The sequence below is a fragment of the Paenarthrobacter sp. CCNWLY172 genome (assembly GCF_037402035.1).
Lineage (GTDB): Bacteria > Actinomycetota > Actinomycetes > Actinomycetales > Micrococcaceae > Arthrobacter.
On record NZ_JBBEGB010000001.1, the window covers coordinates 25286 to 41771 of the forward strand.

General features: G+C 63.8%; 14 protein-coding genes. 5 read left to right on the plus strand and 9 right to left on the minus strand.

Annotated features, from left to right (window positions below; translation table 11 throughout):
• Window positions 1–27: 27 nt before the first annotated feature.
• Genes WBN73_RS00115 through WBN73_RS00125 form a run of 3 tightly spaced genes read right to left on the minus strand, consistent with a single transcriptional unit; the run spans window position 28 to window position 3290 of the window.
• Window positions 28–1368 (minus strand): ABC transporter substrate-binding protein, encoded by a 1341-nt coding sequence (locus WBN73_RS00115; RefSeq protein ID WP_337339142.1) that lies wholly within the window; start codon window positions 1366–1368, stop codon window positions 28–30.
• A 30-nt stretch (window positions 1369–1398) separates the two neighbouring features.
• Complete coding sequence (locus WBN73_RS00120; protein ID WP_207594578.1) at window positions 1399–2301, minus strand: carbohydrate ABC transporter permease; 903 nt, start codon at window positions 2299–2301, stop codon at window positions 1399–1401.
• A 26-nt stretch (window positions 2302–2327) separates the two neighbouring features.
• Complete coding sequence (locus tag WBN73_RS00125; protein ID WP_443193231.1) at window positions 2328–3290, minus strand: carbohydrate ABC transporter permease; 963 nt, start codon at window positions 3288–3290, stop codon at window positions 2328–2330.
• A gap of 213 nt (window positions 3291–3503) precedes the next feature.
• Between WBN73_RS00125 and WBN73_RS00130 the strand changes: the two genes are divergently transcribed.
• Window positions 3504–4703 (plus strand): Gfo/Idh/MocA family protein, encoded by a 1200-nt coding sequence (locus tag WBN73_RS00130; protein ID WP_337339143.1) that lies wholly within the window; start codon window positions 3504–3506, stop codon window positions 4701–4703.
• A gap of 14 nt (window positions 4704–4717) precedes the next feature.
• Complete coding sequence (locus tag WBN73_RS00135; RefSeq protein ID WP_207594574.1) at window positions 4718–5737, plus strand: LacI family DNA-binding transcriptional regulator; 1020 nt, start codon at window positions 4718–4720, stop codon at window positions 5735–5737.
• 32 nt (window positions 5738–5769) lie between these two features.
• Here WBN73_RS00135 and WBN73_RS00140 read toward each other — a convergent pair whose 3' ends face one another.
• From WBN73_RS00140 to acs, 4 genes are all read right to left on the minus strand, one after another.
• Complete coding sequence (locus WBN73_RS00140) at window positions 5770–7140, minus strand: FtsX-like permease family protein (protein WP_280623493.1); 1371 nt, start codon at window positions 7138–7140, stop codon at window positions 5770–5772.
• Window positions 7133–7921: an ABC transporter ATP-binding protein gene (locus WBN73_RS00145; protein WP_280623492.1), complete on the minus strand. Its 789-nt coding sequence runs from the start codon at window positions 7919–7921 to the stop codon at window positions 7133–7135. Before WBN73_RS00145 ends, WBN73_RS00140 begins: the two co-directional genes overlap by 8 nt.
• A 99-nt stretch (window positions 7922–8020) precedes the next feature.
• A complete protein-coding gene (locus tag WBN73_RS00150; protein WP_280623491.1) occupies window positions 8021–8809 on the minus strand; it encodes a DeoR/GlpR family DNA-binding transcription regulator in 789 nt (262 codons plus the stop codon).
• 177 nt (window positions 8810–8986) lie between these two features.
• Complete coding sequence (gene acs / locus WBN73_RS00155; protein WP_337339416.1) at window positions 8987–11026, minus strand: acetate--CoA ligase; 2040 nt, start codon at window positions 11024–11026, stop codon at window positions 8987–8989.
• Window positions 11027–11497: 471 nt separating this feature from the next.
• On the opposite strand from acs, the gene WBN73_RS00160 reads away from it, so the two are divergent.
• The 3 genes from WBN73_RS00160 to WBN73_RS00170 are packed head-to-tail and all read left to right on the plus strand — an operon-like array spanning window position 11498 to window position 14339.
• Entirely contained in the window at window positions 11498–12856 is a 1359-nt protein-coding gene (locus tag WBN73_RS00160; RefSeq protein ID WP_337339144.1) for a hypothetical protein, read from the plus strand.
• 11 nt (window positions 12857–12867) lie between these two features.
• Entirely contained in the window at window positions 12868–13662 is a 795-nt protein-coding gene (nth, locus tag WBN73_RS00165; RefSeq protein ID WP_337339145.1) for an endonuclease III, read from the plus strand.
• Window positions 13659–14339 (plus strand): NUDIX hydrolase, encoded by a 681-nt coding sequence (locus WBN73_RS00170; RefSeq protein WP_207594564.1) that lies wholly within the window; start codon window positions 13659–13661, stop codon window positions 14337–14339. The genes nth and WBN73_RS00170 overlap by 4 nt, the downstream gene beginning before the upstream one ends.
• A 13-nt stretch (window positions 14340–14352) precedes the next feature.
• On the opposite strand, the gene WBN73_RS00175 is transcribed toward WBN73_RS00170, so the two are convergent.
• Both WBN73_RS00175 and WBN73_RS00180 read right to left on the minus strand, forming a co-directional pair.
• The gene (locus tag WBN73_RS00175) at window positions 14353–14553 is read right to left on the minus strand and encodes a YegP family protein (RefSeq protein WP_337339146.1); all 201 of its coding nucleotides are present in this window, start codon (window positions 14551–14553) and stop codon (window positions 14353–14355) included.
• Between the two features lie 160 nt (window positions 14554–14713).
• Window positions 14714–16405 (minus strand): bifunctional 3'-5' exonuclease/DNA polymerase, encoded by a 1692-nt coding sequence (locus tag WBN73_RS00180; RefSeq protein ID WP_337339147.1) that lies wholly within the window; start codon window positions 16403–16405, stop codon window positions 14714–14716.
• Window positions 16406–16486: the final 81 nt, after the last annotated feature.

Below are 16486 nucleotides of genomic sequence, written 5' to 3' on the forward strand. Positions count from 1 at the left end.
CGGGTGTGGGATTGGAACGGGGTGGGGCTACTTGAAGAGGTTGTTGACCTGGTTGTTCGCTTCGGTCAATGAGGACGCGGGCTTCTTGCCGGAGAGTACGGCGTCCATGGCCGGCTTCATGATGCCGTCAACCTTGGCCGCCTTGTCGGCGATGGGGAAGAGGAACGTGGTGCCGTCCTTCACATGGGTGGTGAAGGCGGAAACATCGGTGCCCTTGTCAGCGAAGGCCTTGGCGGCAATCTCGGAGGAGCTGGTAAGAGCCGGGAACACCACTGCCTTGCTGGCCACTACGTCCTGGCAAGCGGTGGAGCCAAGGTACTCGACCCACTTGACGCTGGCGCCCGGGTTCTTGGTACCGGCCCAAATGGAGTCGGCCAAACCGTTGAACATGGAAGCGCGCTCGCCGTTGGGACCCTTGGGAGTGGGGGCGAATGCAGTATCGATGCCCTTGTAGGTCTGGTACTGGCCGATCAACCAGTCACCGTTGGTGTTGATGGCAGACTTTCCGGCGCCGAAGCTGTCCGGCATGCTGGCACCAACGGTGGTCTCCAGCTTGGGCATGTAGCCCTTCTCCACCAAGCCGGCCCACCAGGCGATGGTCTCCTGGAAGCGGGGGTCGTCATAGTTGAACTTGCTGCCCCACGGGTTCTTGTCGGTTGCGGTCCAGCCGGTGGTGGCGGTGAGGAAGCTCCACTCGGTCTGGCCCTGGCCCGAGCCGCTGCCCGTCAGGCCCAGCCCGTAGGTAGCGACGTTGTTCTTATCGAAGCCTGCCTCGTCGCCACGCTTGCCGTTCTTGTCCACGGTCAGCCTGGCGATGGTCTTCTCGTAGCTGCCGCCATCCTTCGGGTTCCAATCAAGCGAAGCCATTTGCTCCGCAGTGATTCCGGCGGCGTCAGTCATGGCCTTGTTGTAGAACAGGCCCACGGTGTCCCAGTCCTTCGGAAGGCCGTAGCGCTTGCCATCCTGGCCTACCCAAAGCTCCGGGAGTCCCTTGGTGTACGCGTCCAGCTTGATGCCGTCCTTCTCCACAGCCTCATCCAGGGAGAGCAACTGCTTCTTGGCTGCGTACTCGGGGTATTTGGAGAGGTGATTGGTAAAGACGTCAGGTGCTGTTCCGGCCACGAAGCCATTGGTCAGGGTGGTCCAGTAGTCGTCCCACCCGCGCTGGGTGATCTTGACCTTGATGTCCGGGTTGGCCCTGGTGAAATCGTCCGCGCATTGCTGGTACGCAGGGAGTTGGTTGGCGTCCCAGAGCCAATAGTTGATCTCACCCTTGGCATCGGTGGAAGCAGGGGAGGAACCGCCACAGGCGGACAGGGTCAGGGCGATGGCGGCGGCAGCAGCGGCGACGCCGAGGGTTTTCTTCATAGCGAACCTTTCAGGGGTTTTACAGAGGGGTTACTTGATTCCGGAGAATCCGATGGAGTTGACTACCTTCTTGCCGAAGGCGATGAACAACAGGAAGATCGGCAGCGCAGCCACGAGGGTTCCGGCCATGAGCCCGGACCAGTCCAGGGCGCCTTGCGGGGACTGCGATTTGAAGACGCTCAGACCCACGGTGAGCACGCGGACGTTCTCGTCCTGGCCCACCAGCAGCGGCCAGAAGTATTCGTTCCATTGACCGATGAAGGTCAGCAGCGCCAGGGTGGCGATGGGGGCGGCGGCGTTGGGAAGCACAATCTGGAAGAAAATGCGCAGGTGCTTGGCGCCGTCGAGCATTGCCGCTTCCTCCACCTCGCGGGACATGCTCAGGAAGAACTGCCGCAGGAAGAAGATGGCGAAGGGCGTCATGAACAGGAACGGCAGGGACATTCCGGCCATGGTGTTCAGCAGCCCGAGGTTCTTGATCATCAGGAAGTTGGGCAGGGCAGTGAAGATCGGGGGAACCATCATGGTGGTCAGGAAAATGGCGAACACTTTGTTCCGGCCTGGCCAACGCAACCGTGCGAAGGCGTAGGCGGCCATCGCGCTGAAGAACACCTGGCCGGCCGTGGTGATGGTGGCGAAGATGATGGAGTTGCGCAGGTAAAGCCAGAAGTTGATGGCCGCACCGGAGCCGCCGTCGGCTATCGCTTCTTCGGTGGTTTGCAGGCCAAGTACGCGTTTGAACGCGCCCCAGCTGAAATCGGCCGGCAGGAGGTTTCCGGCGTTGGAGGCCAGCGCGCTGTTGCTCGACAATGCCGTCCGCAGCATCCACAGGAACGGTGCGATGGTGATGGCGAGGGCGACGGCGACCAGCACCCACGCGCCGATCCGGCGCCAGTTGAGGGGCTTCTTACGCGAAATGGTTGAGGTAGTCATGGCGGTTTCCTTAGTCCACATCCGGCTTAGTCCAGGTCCGATTCATTGCCCTTGAGGAACTTCATTTGCACGAAGGCCACCAGGGCGAGAACGACGAAGAGGATCACGGACAGGGCGGAGGCGTAGCCGAAGTCGGACTCGCCGAAGGCTTTTTGGTAGATGTACATCTGGATCACGCGGGAGGCGTTGACGGGGCCACCGTTGGTGGTGACGGCCACAGTGTCGAACACCTGGAAGGAACCGATCACAGTGACTACCAACACCAACACCAACACGGGGCGGAGCAGCGGCATGGTGACGCTCCAGAACGTCCTGGTGGGGGACGCGCCGTCGAGGTTTGCAACCTCATAGAGGTGGTTGGGGATGGCTTGCAGCCCGGCGAAAATCAGGAGCGCGGTGTAGCCCATGTGCCGCCACACGTTCACGAACGCGATGGTGGGGATGGCCCATTGTTCGCTGCCGAAGAAGGCGACGCGGGGAAGTCCCACCCAGCTCATGACTTCATTTACGATGCCCAGCTGGTAGTCAAGCATCCAGAACCAAAGGAGGGCGACGATGACGTTGGCCACCAAGAAGGGGAGCAACAGTGCCCCGCGGACGAACGTGGATTTGGCAACCCGGTGCATCAGCAAGGCCAGACCCAAGGCAATGACGGTCTGGAATCCGATGTTGAGGCCGACGTACTGGAGGGTGACCCCCATGGCGTTCCAGAACAGTTCATCGGCGAAGATCGCGGTGTAGTTCTTGATCCCGATCCAGGTGGGTTCACCCAGGATGCTGTATTCCGTGAAGCTGAGGTAAATGCCGCGGATGGTGGGGACCAGGAAGAAAGCTACGAAGCCGATCACGGCCGGGAAGATGAAGAAGAGAGCGATTTTCAGGTCGCCGAGGCGGCTGGTCATGCTGCGTTTGGCCGGTTGGAGCTTGCGCCCGTGGCTGTCTCCGGAACGCCCCGAAGCCTTCCCGGGTTGCTTGGTTAGCGTGGTCATCGTCGACCCTTTCCTGACTGTGATGTGGGTAACAACTGGAGGCGAATCTACACGAGTAGATTTGGCAAGCGCAAGACGTGACTGCAAATTTTGGTGAAAATTGTTCGAATCTGTTTCTTTTGTTGACTCGTGTAGATCGCGGTGGAAGACTCATGTGGAACCCAAAAAGGGACGCTTCGCAAGCTGCGCCTGCAGCTTCAGGAAAGGCAAACAATGACGTTTTCGATCGGTGTTGTGGGTGTCGGGCAGTTCGGCAGCCAGTTCGCGCACTTGTTCAAGCTCCACCCGGGCGTCAGTGCGGTTTACGCAGTGGATGAACTCCCCGAACGTGCAGCTGCAGCCCAGGAACGCTGGGGCCTGGACGGCGTCAAGGGCAGCTTTGAGGAGTTGTTGGAGTCCGACGTCGATGCTGTTGCCATCTTCACGCAGCGGTGGACCCACGGGCCCTTGGTCGAGCGTGCCCTGCGCGCTGGAAAGCACGTCTATTCAGCCGTGCCGATGGCCATTTCCGAAGAAGAAATCGCCCGGATCATCGAAGCCGTACGGGAGACCAAGCTTGTGTATGCGATGGGGGAGACCAGCTATTACAACCCCGCCACCGTGTTCGCCCGCCAGCAGCACGCCGCCGGCAAATTCGGCAGGATCTTCTACACCGAGGGCGACTACGTCCACGACATGGACCTGGGATTCTACGAGGCCTACCAGTACAGCGGCGGAGAGCATTGGAAGAAAACTGCCAGCTACCCGCCCATGCTTTACCCGACCCACGCAATCGGCGGTGTCCTTGGCGCTGTTCCCGGACACGCGGTCAGTGTCAGCTGCATCGGAGTGAAGGACCAGCGCGGCGACGGTGTCTTCGACAAGGAAGTCAGCATGTTCGCCAACGACTTTTCCAACGCCACGGCGCTGTTCGAAATGAACGACGGCGGCGCGATGCGCACCAATGAGATGCGCCGCGTCGGCTACCCCTCGCACATCCGGGAATCACGCTTCCGTTTCTTTGGCACGGAGGCCAGCTTTGAACAACTCGCCACCACCACCGTGTGGCAGGACAAGTCTTCCGTGCAGGACGTATCCGAGCAGGTGGAAACCAAACCGACCATGTCCGCCGATGATCCCTCCCTGGCAGACGTGGCGCCGGAACTGCGCGACGCCTTCATCTCAGGCCTTGCGCCGGTTCACGATCAGTCCCGTTTGCCCGACGAGTTCCTGGGCGCACCCAACGGGCACGAAGGCAGCCACCAATTCCTGGTGGACGACTTTGTGACGGCGGTGAACAACCGGACGCTTCCACCGGTCAACGCCTGGGTGGCGGCCCGCTTCACCCTCCCCGGGATCGTCGCCCACGAATCCGCACTTCGTGATGGGGAACGGCTCCCCATCCGCGACTTCGGTGATGCTCCTGTGGAGTAGCTAGCATTTACCTCATGACAACAACAGCAGTACAAACCCCGCGCGGCCCGGTTACACGCAAAGACGTGGCCCGGTACGCCGGGGTGAGTACCGCCGTCGTGAGTTATGTGGTGAACGGTGGGCCCAAGAACGTTGCCCCCGCCACGGAAGCCAAAGTGCGTGATGCCATCCGTGTGCTGGGGTACCGGCCCAACGCTGCGGCGCGGGCACTGAAGCTCGGTTCCAGCGAGACAATCGGCGTTGTGGTGCCGGACAACACCAACCCGTTCTTCACGCATCTGGCCCATGCCGTGGAAGAAGCGGCATCGGACTTGGGCTACGGCATGGTTCTCACCAACTCGGATGGCAGCCTGACCCGCGAGCGGAAGAATATCCGGACCCTGGCCGCACGCCAGGTGGACGGCGTGTTTCTGGCCAGCTGTGTGTTCGACCCCGACGTCACGGAGTTGGAGGCCTCGGAAATCCCGTCAGTCCTCTTGAACAACGCAGGATCCCCGCCGGGTTTCGCCAGCGTTGGCGTGGACTTGGAAGCTGGCGGCCGTGCCGCTGTCCAGCACCTGATAGGCCATGGACACACGAACATCGGCCTGGCCATCGGCACCAACACCGGCAATCAACTGGACGGACGCGAAGTTGGCTGGCTGGCCACGCTGCGTGAAGCGGGCCTGCCGGATGGCCCTATGCTGCACAGTCCGTTCACCCGGCCCGGCGGCTACGAAGTGGGCAAGCGATTCCTGTCCATGGCCAACCGGCCCACTGCGATCTTTGCCAGTAACGACATGCAGGCCATCGGCATCCTCCGGGCCTTCCACGAGGCCGGAGTCCGGGTGCCCGAGGACATGGCGCTGGTGTCCTTCGATGGGTCGTTGGACTCCGAATACAGTTGGCCCGCACTGACTACGGTGGCGCAGCCGGTCCAACTGATGGCCGAAGCCGCCGTTCGTGCGTTGGTAGGCAAGGGCCGCGCCGAGGAACCACAGCACCACATCCTGCCCACCGAGCTGATCATCCGACAGTCCTGCGGCTGCAAATAGCCCGCGGGAGGTTGCGACGGCGGACGGTCGGGTCAGGAGTCCATGCTCGCGTAACGCTCCGGGCGGGCCAGCACCTGGCTGATCTGCGCTGTCCCGGCAGCGACGGCCAGCCGGACCAGCAGGAAACCGGCGGCGAACACTCCGCCGATGGTCAGGAACACCACGGGCTGGGTCAACAACACCATGCCCGTCAACGGCAGGACCAGCGCGGCCGCAGCAGCCGCAGAGATGCCGGCCACCAGGAACAGCGGGGACATGACGGCCTTGACCCGCGCAGCCACCATGAGTTTGCGCGGCATGCCCACCCGGTCCAGGGCCACCAAGGTGGACGCCCGGTCAAGAACTGCTGCCGCCTGGTTCACGCCGGCTGAGCAGGCCACCATCAGGAATGAACCCAACAGGGTGATCATCACGCCGGTGTTGATGTCCCGCACCAACAACGCCGTCTCATCCGTGGCGCTGCCGCCCATGGTGTCGGCCACAGCCATGCCGACGCCCACGAACACCCCCACAAAGCTGGTCATCGCGACGCCCCCAACTTGCCGCCACGATTCCTTGGGGCTCTCCAGAACTGTCCGGGCGGCCAGCAGCTGCTCGGGTCGCTTGGCCCGCTTGAGCTGCGAGGACGCGCGCAACCGCAGGATCCAAGGACCCATCAGGTTCAAGGCGAGCAGTGCCAAGCCAAAGCAGCCGCCCATCACCGCGATGATGACGATGAACGCACCAAAGCTGCTGAGCATGCCCATCGCGATGACTCCGACCACCACCACGACAGCGGCGATGAGTCCGCGAACCCAATGCGCGCCGTCGGCCGTTTGCCTGGTCCTGACGCCCAACGGGGTGACCACGACTTTCCGCAGTCCAAGGGCGGCGCTCGCAGCGGCCAGCACGCAGACGCCCAGGATGCAACCGAGGATGGAGGGCACGGACAGCCAAGCATGGCCGCCTATGGCTTGGCCGCGGAACTGGATCAGGCCGAGGAACGGTGCAACGCACGCGTATAGTCCCGCGCCCGCCAGCGCTCCCACCGCCGCGAGCACTGTGGACTCGATGACGGTCATCCACACCACGGTGGCGCTGTTGGCGCCCAGCAGGCGCAAGGAAGCCAAGCGGTCATCACGACGGCGGGCGGCCAGTCGCGCGGCCGAGGCGCCCAGCGTCAGGAGCGGGATGATGAGCAAGACCATGGCGACGACGGCGAGCGCTTGGTAAGTGCCTGCGATGTCGTCGGACCAGGACCAGAAAACCTGCGAGCCGCCGGCAACAGTGAGCAGTAGGGCCGTGACGGTTCCGAAAGCGAGGACCGGCAGGCCGGCGTCGCGGAGGCCTGTTTCGCGGAGGCTGCTGCCGTTGCTCCGCGCAAGGTACGGGGTGAGCCTGAGGGCCATGGAGAGGCTAGACATTGAAGGCACCCTTGAAGTTGTGGGTGGACGGTGCCGCCGTGGCAACCGGTGCAGCGGGGGTGGTGCCCGGCTGAGCGGGTGACCCTGGCTGGGCGGTTCTGCCGCTGTCCGCCACGATTCTGCCGTCGCGCAACTCGACCACGCGCTGGCATCGGGCTGCCACGTTGGGATCGTGGGTGACTACCAGCAACGTGCGACCGTTGGCTGCCACCGAGCGAAGCAGGACGTCCAGGACTTCATTGGACGTGGTCGAGTCCAAGGCGCCGGTGGGCTCATCGGCGAAGACAACCCGGGCGCCCGTGACTTGTGCCCGGGCGATGGCTACCCGCTGGACCTGTCCGCCGGACAGCTCGCCCAAGCGGCGCTGCTCCATGCCGGCAAGGCCCAACGCTCCAAGCCACTCGGCAGCCCGGGACTCGGAGGTTGTGCGGTCTGTGCCGTTGAGCATCAGCGCCAGTGCAACGTTCTCCACGGCGGTCAGTTCCGGGAGGAGCATGCCCTGCTGGAACACGAAGCCGAACTCTTCCCTGCGCAGGCGGGACAACGCTGCGTCGCCCAGGGTATCCAGGCGCAAAGGTGCCGTTGGCGTGTTCAAGGTGATCGAACCGGCGTCGGGCCTCAAAATTCCGGCGAGGCAGTGCAGCAGGGTGGTCTTGCCCGAACCGGAGGGTCCGATGATCGCGATGGATTCGCCGGAGTTCGCGGTGAAGTCGACGTGGTCCAGCGCAATGCTGCCGGGGTAATGCTTGGTGAGTTGCTGGGCGTGGAGGATGGCGTTCATAAATCCAGCTTCCCCGAAGGGCACCTCCGCCGGCGTCAGTCCCGCGGCTGAACTCTGCGGCCACGCCTCCACCCGGGGTATGAGACGCAGGTGGCTGGGTTAGACTCCGGCGATCCTCAACTTGGCCACATTCTCGGCCAGCACGCGTCGGGCGTCCTCGCCCAGCAGCGAATCGGTGATCAGCTCGTCGGCCTCTTCCAACTGGGCGATCGAAGCGATGCCCACCACGCCCCACTTGCTGTGGTCGGCCAACACAACGGTGCTCCGTGCGGACGTCATGAAAGCCCGGTCAGTTTCTGCTTCCAGCAGGTTCGGGGTGGTGAAGCCGGCCTGGGCATCCATGCCGTGGACTCCCAGGAACAGGACGTCCAGGTGAAGTTGCTTGAGCGAAGAGGTGGCAATGGGACCCACCAGCGCGTCCGACGGTGTGCGCTCGCCGCCGATCAGGATCACTGTGGAGCCGAACCGGGCGGGCCCTGATGAGGACCCGTGATGAAAGAGGTCGGCGATCCTGATGGAGTTGGTGACCACAGTAATGCGGGGGCCGTGGACCAGTTCCTGGGCAAGGGCCCACGTGGTGGTTCCGGCGCTGAGTCCGATCGCCATGCCTTCTTGGACCATCGAGGCAGCCTCGACGGCAATGGCATGCTTCTCCGCGGTAAGCTGCGTGGACTTCAGCTCAAAGCCCGGTTCATGGGTGCTTGCATCACCGGGCAGCTTGGCTCCGCCATGGATACGTTCCACGCGGCCGGATTCCTCCAGTGCTTCGATGTCCCGCCGGACGGTCATGGGGGAGACCCCCAACAATTGCGCGAGGTCAGAGACCCGGACCACGCGCTCACGCTGGACGGCGTCGATGATGGCGGAGTGGCGTGCTGCCTGAAGCATCAGGGCCTTTCTGGAACTTCGTCAAACAGGGGGCTGAGTCTGGCTCCAGTCTAGGACGCGGCCCGTCCGCCCGGCGGCTCATCGGGTCGCGGCGTCCTCACTCAAGCGTCACGCACCTGCATTAACGCACGACGGCGCCGCTCACCCCGGGAGGTGAGCGGCGCCGTCGTCCACTACTTACTTGCGGAGCGATTCCGCGATTTGCTGCATGATGCCGGGGTCTGCCAGTGTGGTGGCGTCGCCGGTGTCGCGGCCTTCTGCGATGTCCTTCAGAAGGCGTCGGACGATCTTGCCGGAGCGGGTCTTGGGAAGTTCCGGGACGATCAGCAGCTGCTTGGGCTTGGCGATCGGGCCGATTTCCTTGCCCACGTGGTTGCGCAGTTCCAGGACGGTTTCGTCGCCGTTGTTCACGGCGTCACCGCGAAGGATGACGAACGCCACCACGGCCTGTCCGGTGGTCTCGTCAGCGGCACCCACCACGGCTGCTTCAGCCACGGACGGGTGGCTGACCAGTGCGGACTCGATCTCCGTAGTGGACAGGCGGTGGCCGGAGACGTTCATGACGTCGTCCACGCGGCCCAGGAGCCAGACGTCGCCGTCCTCGTCCTTCTTGGCACCGTCGCCGGCGAAGTACATGGCCTCGAAGCGGGACCAGTAGGTGTCCTTGAAGCGCTCGGGGTCGCCCCAGATGCCTCGCAGCATGGACGGCCACGGTTCGCGGACAACCAAGTAGCCGCCTTCACCGTTGGCTACTGGCTGGCCGGCTTCGTCCACTACGTCTACGGCGATGCCGGGCAGTGGGACCTGGGCCGAGCCGGGTTTGGTGGCTGTGACGCCGGGAAGCGGGGCGATCATCTGTGCGCCGGTTTCGGTCTGCCACCAGGTGTCCACGATCGGTGCCGGGTGTTCCTTCTTTTCGCCGTTCTTGCCGGCGTTGGCACCGATGACGTCGCGGTACCACATCCACGCTTCGGGGTTGATGGATTCGCCCACGGAGCCCAGGACGCGGATGGAGGAGAGATCGTACTTGTCCGGGATGTCCCGGCCCCATTTCATGAACGTCCGGATTGCGGTGGGCGCGGTGTAGAGGATGGAGACCTTGTACTTCTCTACGATTTCCCACCAGCGGCCCTGGTGAGGGGAATCGGGGGTGCCTTCGTACATGACCTGGGTGGCGCCGTTGATCAGCGGGGCGTAGGTGACGTAGGAGTGGCCGGTAACCCATCCGACGTCTGCGGTGCACCAGTACACATCCGTTTCCGGGTGGAGGTCGAATACAGCCTTGTGGGTGTAGGCGCCCTGGGTGAGGTAGCCGCCGGTGGTGTGCAGGATGCCCTTGGGCTTTCCGGTGGTACCGGAGGTGTAGAGGATGAACAGCGGGTGCTCGGAGTCATGCCCGACGGCGGTGTGCTCGGTGTCGGCTTTATCAACCGTGTCGGACCACCAGAGGTCGCGGCCCTCCACCCAGTTGACGTCCTCGCCGTTGCGCTTGACCACCACAACGTTCTGGACCGTATGACCTTCTTTGGAGAGGGCCTCGTCCACTGCGGGCTTCAGGGCGCTGGGCTTGCCTCGGCGGTAGGTGCCATCGGCCGTGATGACGAGCTTGGCCTCGGCGTCCTCGATCCGGGAGCGCAACGCGTCAGCGGAGAAGCCACCGAAGACCACGGAGTGCACGGCCCCGATCCTGGCGCAGGCAAGGAGCGTGATGACGGCCTCGGGGATCATGGGCAGGTAGACGGCCACGCGGTCGCCCTTGGCCACGCCGAGGGACTCAAACGCGTTGGCGGCCTTCTTCACCTCTTCGGTCAGCTGTGCATAGGTGTAGGTCCGGGTGTCCCCGGGTTCGCCTTCGAAGTAAATGGCGACCCGGTCGCCCAAGCCGTTCTCCACATGGCGGTCCAGCGCGTTGTACGCAGCGTTGATCTCGCCGCCGACAAACCACTTGGCGAACGGCGGGTTGGACCAATCCAAGGCCTCGGTGAAGTCCTTGTCCCAGGTCAACAGCTCACGGGCCTGCTTGGCCCAAAACGCGGGACGGTCCGCTTCTGCCTCTTTATAGGCGTCCGCGTTTGTCACGCTGTTCGCGGCGAAGTCTGCGGAAGGCGCGAACTTGCGGTTCTCGTGGAGGAGATTTTCAAGCGCCTCGACGTGTGCCCCGTTCTGAGCAGTTGAAGCTGCAGCGGTGGCCGTGGATCCGGTGGTGTCCTGGGACATGGTGAACCTCATCATTCATCGATCTTTGCTGCGCGGAACCTGCCGCGAGGTTCCCGCCCGGGCCGTCGTCGGCGTCGAACGTCTCCCCGAAAGGTCCGCAGAGTGCTGTCCGCCATCAACACTATCGCTTTGAAAGGTCCTACGTGTGCGTCGTCACAAACGCGCCAGTGAGCGGCGCAAATTTAGCGACGAATGGCGGCACCGGCGGCCGGGAACCGTTTACATGACGCACGACGGCGGCCCCCCTCCCGCCGCAGTATGCGCTGCCGAAGCCGGTCACTATCTGTAAGGGACCTTGGAGTTTGCTGTGGGCGAAGCCGGATGGCCGTTTTCAGCTAGAACCCTGTCAGTGGGGTGGCATAGGCTGAAGAAGTCTTGGGACGCACCTCGAGCGTGGCCGGTTTTCCGCGGAATCCTGCGGGGGTCACCTGTCCGGACTGCCCAAGACGCCGCCGTACGAAGGAGAAATAGATGAACCAGCTGAGCCCAGGCCCGCACGACTCACCCCGGACGGGACCGGACACCACGGCTGGAACGGCCACCACACCAGGTGGCAACGCTGCTGGGAACCCTGACGCCGCCAAGAACGACGCCGCCAAGAACGACGCTGCCAAGAACGGCGCCACCAAGTACGACGCCGTCGCAGGGCCGTTCACCATCCGTGACCTGACGGTCTTCGGCTCCACGCTGCTGATGTTCGTCGCGTCCCTGCTGCCCATGTTCGGAGAGCGTTACAACCTCTGGAACCTTGGAAACCTGTTCTTCCTGCTGCTGGGCATCATTCTGCCGTTGGTTGTGGTGGCACTTTTCGTTGCCCGCAGATTGCAGCCGGGAACCATCGTTCGCGTAGGTTCGCTGTCTGTTGACCAGTTCGCTTCCGTCACCGCGTCATTCGCTTTCCCGCTCTTCTTCCTGACCATCGCCAACTCCTTCAACGGCGGCGTCCTGCTGGGCCTGATCGGCTCCGTGGGCCTCCTGGCCGCGACGGTCCTTGCTCCGCACCTTCCGTGGCTGTCGGCTGATTTTAAGGGCCGCACCGAAACGCCGGCCCATGTTGTTGCCCGCGAAGCCGCTGTGCCGAGCCGCAAGCCCGCAGCACCCAAAGCGCCCAAGGAACCCGCAGCCTCCACGGCGGCTGCAGGAGGTCCTGGTGCCGCTGGTTCCAGCCCGTTCGCTCCGCCATCCAGCTACGGAGCCGCACCGTCTGCCGCGAAGGAGGCTCCCGCCGTCGTGCATTCAGCGGACGTGGCCTCAACAGGCAGCACTCCGGTAGGCCAGTCTTCCGCCGGCCGTCCTTCAACTGAAAGTAAGCCAGACGTGGGCAGCCCCTCAGCAGCTGGTTCGGCAACGAGCCCAGCATCGGACGGGGCCGGCGCTCCGTCTTCCGCGCCCACTCCGGCGCAGGCGGTTGAGAAGGGTGCTGAGGCAGGGACGGAAGCTGGTGAGTCCCCGGCGGCCACTGAGCCTGCCACTACCCAGCACGGCACGCAACCAGCAGCGCAGCAGACTGCCGCCCAGCAACCGTGGGCTGCCACCATGGCCACTCCCATCGTTTCCGGCGACACCCGGAGAGTCAGCGACTCGATCGGTGCCACCGTGGACCCGGCCAGCCGTCCGGAAGAATCCGATTCCCCGCACTATGAGGCATTCTGGTTTGCTGTGGCCCAGCCCAGGACCGCGTACGACGAACGCTCGGGAGCTCCTGCCTTCACCATCGAACCCGGTGGCTGGGTGCTCGCGCTGGAGGACCGGGGCCATGAATTCCTGGTGCAGGACACCGACGGCAAGGTTGGGGTTCTTCGGGAGCTCAGCAACATCGAACGCGGCTAAGCAGGGATCCCGTGGCCATGGCTGAAGCTGGTTCGCTGCTCGCACTCAAACGCCGGGCCCGCAAGATCAACCGGGTCTTGGCGGAAAAGTATCCGTACGCGCATGCGGAGCTGGATTTCCGCAACCCGTTTGAACTGGTGGTTGCCACGGTCCTGTCAGCCCAGACCACCGATGTGTTGGTCAACCAGGTCACCAAGATCCTGTTTGCCCGGTACCCGGATGCGCGGGCCATGGCGGAGGCTGATCCCGTGGAACTGGAGACCATCCTTCAGCCCACCGGCTTCTTCCGGGCAAAAGCGCGGAACGTCCTGGCACTGAGCAACAGGCTGGTGGATGAGTACGACGGCGAGGTCCCGGGCAGGCTGGAGGACCTGGTGACGCTGCCTGGCGTCGGACGGAAAACGGCCAACGTGGTCCTCGGAAATGCCTTTGGAGTCCCCGGGATCACCGTGGACACGCACTTCGGACGACTGGCACGGCGCTTCGGATGGACGGCCTCGGATGATCCCGTGAAGATTGAGTTCGACGTCGCGGAACTGTTCGAACCCAAGGATTGGACCATGTTGTCGCATCGGGTGGTCTTCCACGGCAGAAGGGTCTGCCATGCCAGGAAACCTGCATGCGGTGCCTGCCCGGTGGCCAGTCTCTGTCCCAGCTACGGAGACGGCGAGACTGATCCGGTCAAAGCAGCCAAGCTCCTGAAGTACGAGCTCGCCCCGGGCAATGAGGCACTGCTGGAGCAGCTTTTGGCGGAGACCCACCGCGCCGCGGAAATCCGTATGGAATCGCAAAGGAGGCCCGGGTGACCGCGCTAGAGGAATTGTCGGCGCTGGTGACCCGCTTCGAAGCAGGCGAACAGCAGCACTCTGCCCTGTGGGAGAGGCTTCCCGTCATCCCGGAGACCAACCGGCCCGCTGCTGTACTCATGCTTTTTGGCGTGTTGGATGACGTGCCGGCTGAGTCCGGGCGCCCCATAGCCCCGGCCGACCTCGACGTCCTGTTGCTGGAGCGGGCACACACCCTCGACGACCATCCAGGGCAGGTAGCCTTCCCCGGCGGCATGGTGGACCCGGAGGATGAGTCGGTGGTGGCTGCGGCGTTGCGGGAAGCCGTGGAAGAAACCGGGCTGGACGCCAGCGGTGTCCGCGTTCTCGGCACCATCCCAGAGCTTGGACTGATCCGCAGTAATTTCCGTGTGACACCGGTGCTGGGCTGGTGGGACGCGCCGTCGCCGGTCCGGGTAGTCGACTACGCCGAATCCGCGCAGGTATTCAGGGTGCCGGTGCGCGACCTCCTGGATCCCGTCAACCGGGTCACGGCCACCATTTCCCGTTTCGGACGCACTTACACCAGCCCCGGCTTCACCGTGAACGGCGTACTGGTCTGGGGCTTTACAGGCATGGTCCTGAGCGGGCTCTTTGATGAACTCGGCTGGACTGTTCCCTGGGACACGGAAAAACTCCGCGACGTCGATCTCCTGTAACGCCGGCAGTGTGTCAGGCGGCCCTGCGTCCCGCCGTCGAACGGTCCACTACCAGTCCAGTCGCGGCATTTTCGCGGACGGCGTTGATGCCTGCAATGACATCCTCAAGGTGCCTGAATGTGGGTGATTCGGCCACGACGGTTCCGTCGGCCGCGGTCAGGCGAAACCGGTACGTTTCGTCGTTTTCCATAAGAATTTCGAACCTGCCAGCCATTGATGCTCCCCCTTATGCTTCCTTGCACACATACGTGGACCAGCGATGTATCCACATAGTGAAAGTAGCCAGAACCGAGGGAGAACAAAAGTTACTTGGCGGTACCGGTCATTGGGCCTCATATGACTGGATAGTCCACGAGGTTGTGGGTACTGTGCCGCTACTTCGCCTTGTCGTAGGATTCGACGACGGCGACACTCACCGGGAATTCGACCGGGATACGTCCGAACATGAGCTCCTTGGCCGCGGCGGCTGCCTCTTCGATGGCTTGGATACAGGCTTCCACCGCGTCGTCCGGGGCGTGAACCATCACTTCGTCGTGCAGGAAGAAGACCAGCTCCCCGGAAGGTGAGCCTTCGGCACGCATGGCCCGCAACCGCCGTCGTAATTCAGCGAGCCAGCATGCCGCCCATTCAGCAGCCGAGCCCTGGACTACGAAGTTGCGGGTGAACCGGCCACGGGAGCGGGCCAGGTTATCCGCGCGGCGCTGTTCTTCCGCAGTGGTGGATTGCTGGCTTCGCAGCCAGCCTGCCGACGGCGGTGGACTGCTTCGGCCGAGCCGTGTTGTCACCGTTCGGCCGCCTTCGCCCTCGCGGGCCGCCTGCTCCACGAACCCGACGGCACGCGGATAGGTGCGCGTCAGCTGGGGCATGAGCCTGCCCGATTCACCGGTGGTGGCACCGTAGATAGCACCCAGCAGTGCGATCTTGGCCTTCGCCCGGTCACCGCCGAAACCCTGCGCGGCGATGCCGGCGTAGAGATCCTTGTCGCGGGCGGCCTCGGCCATTTTCGTGTCCTGGGCCAATGCAACCAATACGCGGGGTTCCAGTTGCGAAGCATCGGCGACGATGAGCTTGTGGCCGGGATTGGCATGGACCGCGCCGCGGATATTGCGCGGGATCTGCAAGGCTCCGCCGCCCCGCGAGGCCCAGCGGCCGGACACCACACCGCCCACGACGTATTCGGGGTGGAACCGTCCATCCCGCACCCACGCATCCAGCCATGCCCAGCCGTTGGCCGTGTGAAGGCGGGAGAGTTTCTTGTAGGCAAGCAAGGGCTGGATGGCCGGGTGCTTCGATTCCTGGAGTTCCCATTGGCGCGTGCTCTTCACCTCGATCCCGTTCCGGTGCAGGGCGCGCATGAGGTCCTGCGGCGAGTCCGGATTCAGGGTCGGGGAGTTGAGAATGTGCCGGAGTTCTGCGCAGAGCGCTTCAAGGGCCGGAGGCCGGTGTCCCATTGGCGGCCGGGGGCCCAGGACGTCGGCGAGGATCTGCTGATGCAGCTCTTCGTGCCAAGGGACGCCGGCGTGTTGCATTTCAACTGCGATGATGGCGCAGGCTGATTCTGCGGCGAGGAGCAGTTGAAGGCGGTGCTTTCGCTGCTCGTCCGTGGTGACCTGGGCGACCGCATGCTGTTGGGCTGAGAACTCCTCCCTGAGTTCGGCCAGCCCTGCTTTGGGGTTGGACGGCGACAGGTCCTCGAACAGGGCGCCTTGGTCCGCTGGAGGCGGCGGGGGCTGGAGGGCGCGTGACGGCCCGGTGTCATCATCCTGGGTGAGCTTGACCGCGTGCCGCGCGTAGTCCGTGTGTGCCGTGAACTCCGAGTGCGCCAGGATTGCCCCGCACAGCGCCAGGTCGTGGCATCGCTCCAGCTCCACGCCGTGCGCCAGCAGTTCCGGATACCAGTCCGTGGCGCGATACCACACCCAGCGCGGCCGCTGGGCTTCGAATTCACGCACGACGCCGGCCAAGTCACCGCGGGTGACGACGCGCGGATCCGCCGTGGCTTTTCCTGTGGGGGAGATCCTTTGTATGGCTGCGCCTTCCGGGTGGGCGGCGAGCAGCAAATACATGATCTCCATTCTGCCCTGTATGTGGTGCTGTCGTGGCACTCTTCCTCCACAGTCGGGGTCAGGCCAAGGGGCCGAGTCCAC

Excerpts from the sequence above, each read along its gene's own strand:
- WBN73_RS00115 (WP_337339142.1), bottom strand. The coding sequence starts at position 1,368 with ATGAAGAAAACCCTCGGCGTCGCCGCTGCTGCCGCCGCCATCGCCCTG.
- WBN73_RS00135 (WP_207594574.1), top strand. The coding sequence starts at position 4,718 with ATGACAACAACAGCAGTACAAACCCCGCGCGGCCCGGTTACACGCAAA.
- WBN73_RS00145 (WP_280623492.1), bottom strand. The coding sequence starts at position 7,921 with ATGAACGCCATCCTCCACGCCCAGCAACTCACCAAGCATTACCCCGGC.
- WBN73_RS00180 (WP_337339147.1), bottom strand. The coding sequence starts at position 16,405 with ATGTATTTGCTGCTCGCCGCCCACCCGGAAGGCGCAGCCATACAAAGG.
- WBN73_RS00130 (WP_337339143.1), top strand. The coding sequence starts at position 3,504 with ATGACGTTTTCGATCGGTGTTGTGGGTGTCGGGCAGTTCGGCAGCCAG.
- WBN73_RS00125 (WP_443193231.1), bottom strand. The coding sequence starts at position 3,290 with ATGACCACGCTAACCAAGCAACCCGGGAAGGCTTCGGGGCGTTCCGGA.
- WBN73_RS00175 (WP_337339146.1), bottom strand. The coding sequence starts at position 14,553 with ATGGCTGGCAGGTTCGAAATTCTTATGGAAAACGACGAAACGTACCGG.
- acs (WP_337339416.1), bottom strand. The coding sequence starts at position 11,026 with ATGTCCCAGGACACCACCGGATCCACGGCCACCGCTGCAGCTTCAACT.
- WBN73_RS00160 (WP_337339144.1), top strand. The coding sequence starts at position 11,498 with ATGAACCAGCTGAGCCCAGGCCCGCACGACTCACCCCGGACGGGACCG.
- WBN73_RS00120 (WP_207594578.1), bottom strand. The coding sequence starts at position 2,301 with ATGACTACCTCAACCATTTCGCGTAAGAAGCCCCTCAACTGGCGCCGG.
- WBN73_RS00150 (WP_280623491.1), bottom strand. The coding sequence starts at position 8,809 with ATGCTTCAGGCAGCACGCCACTCCGCCATCATCGACGCCGTCCAGCGT.
- WBN73_RS00140 (WP_280623493.1), bottom strand. The coding sequence starts at position 7,140 with ATGTCTAGCCTCTCCATGGCCCTCAGGCTCACCCCGTACCTTGCGCGG.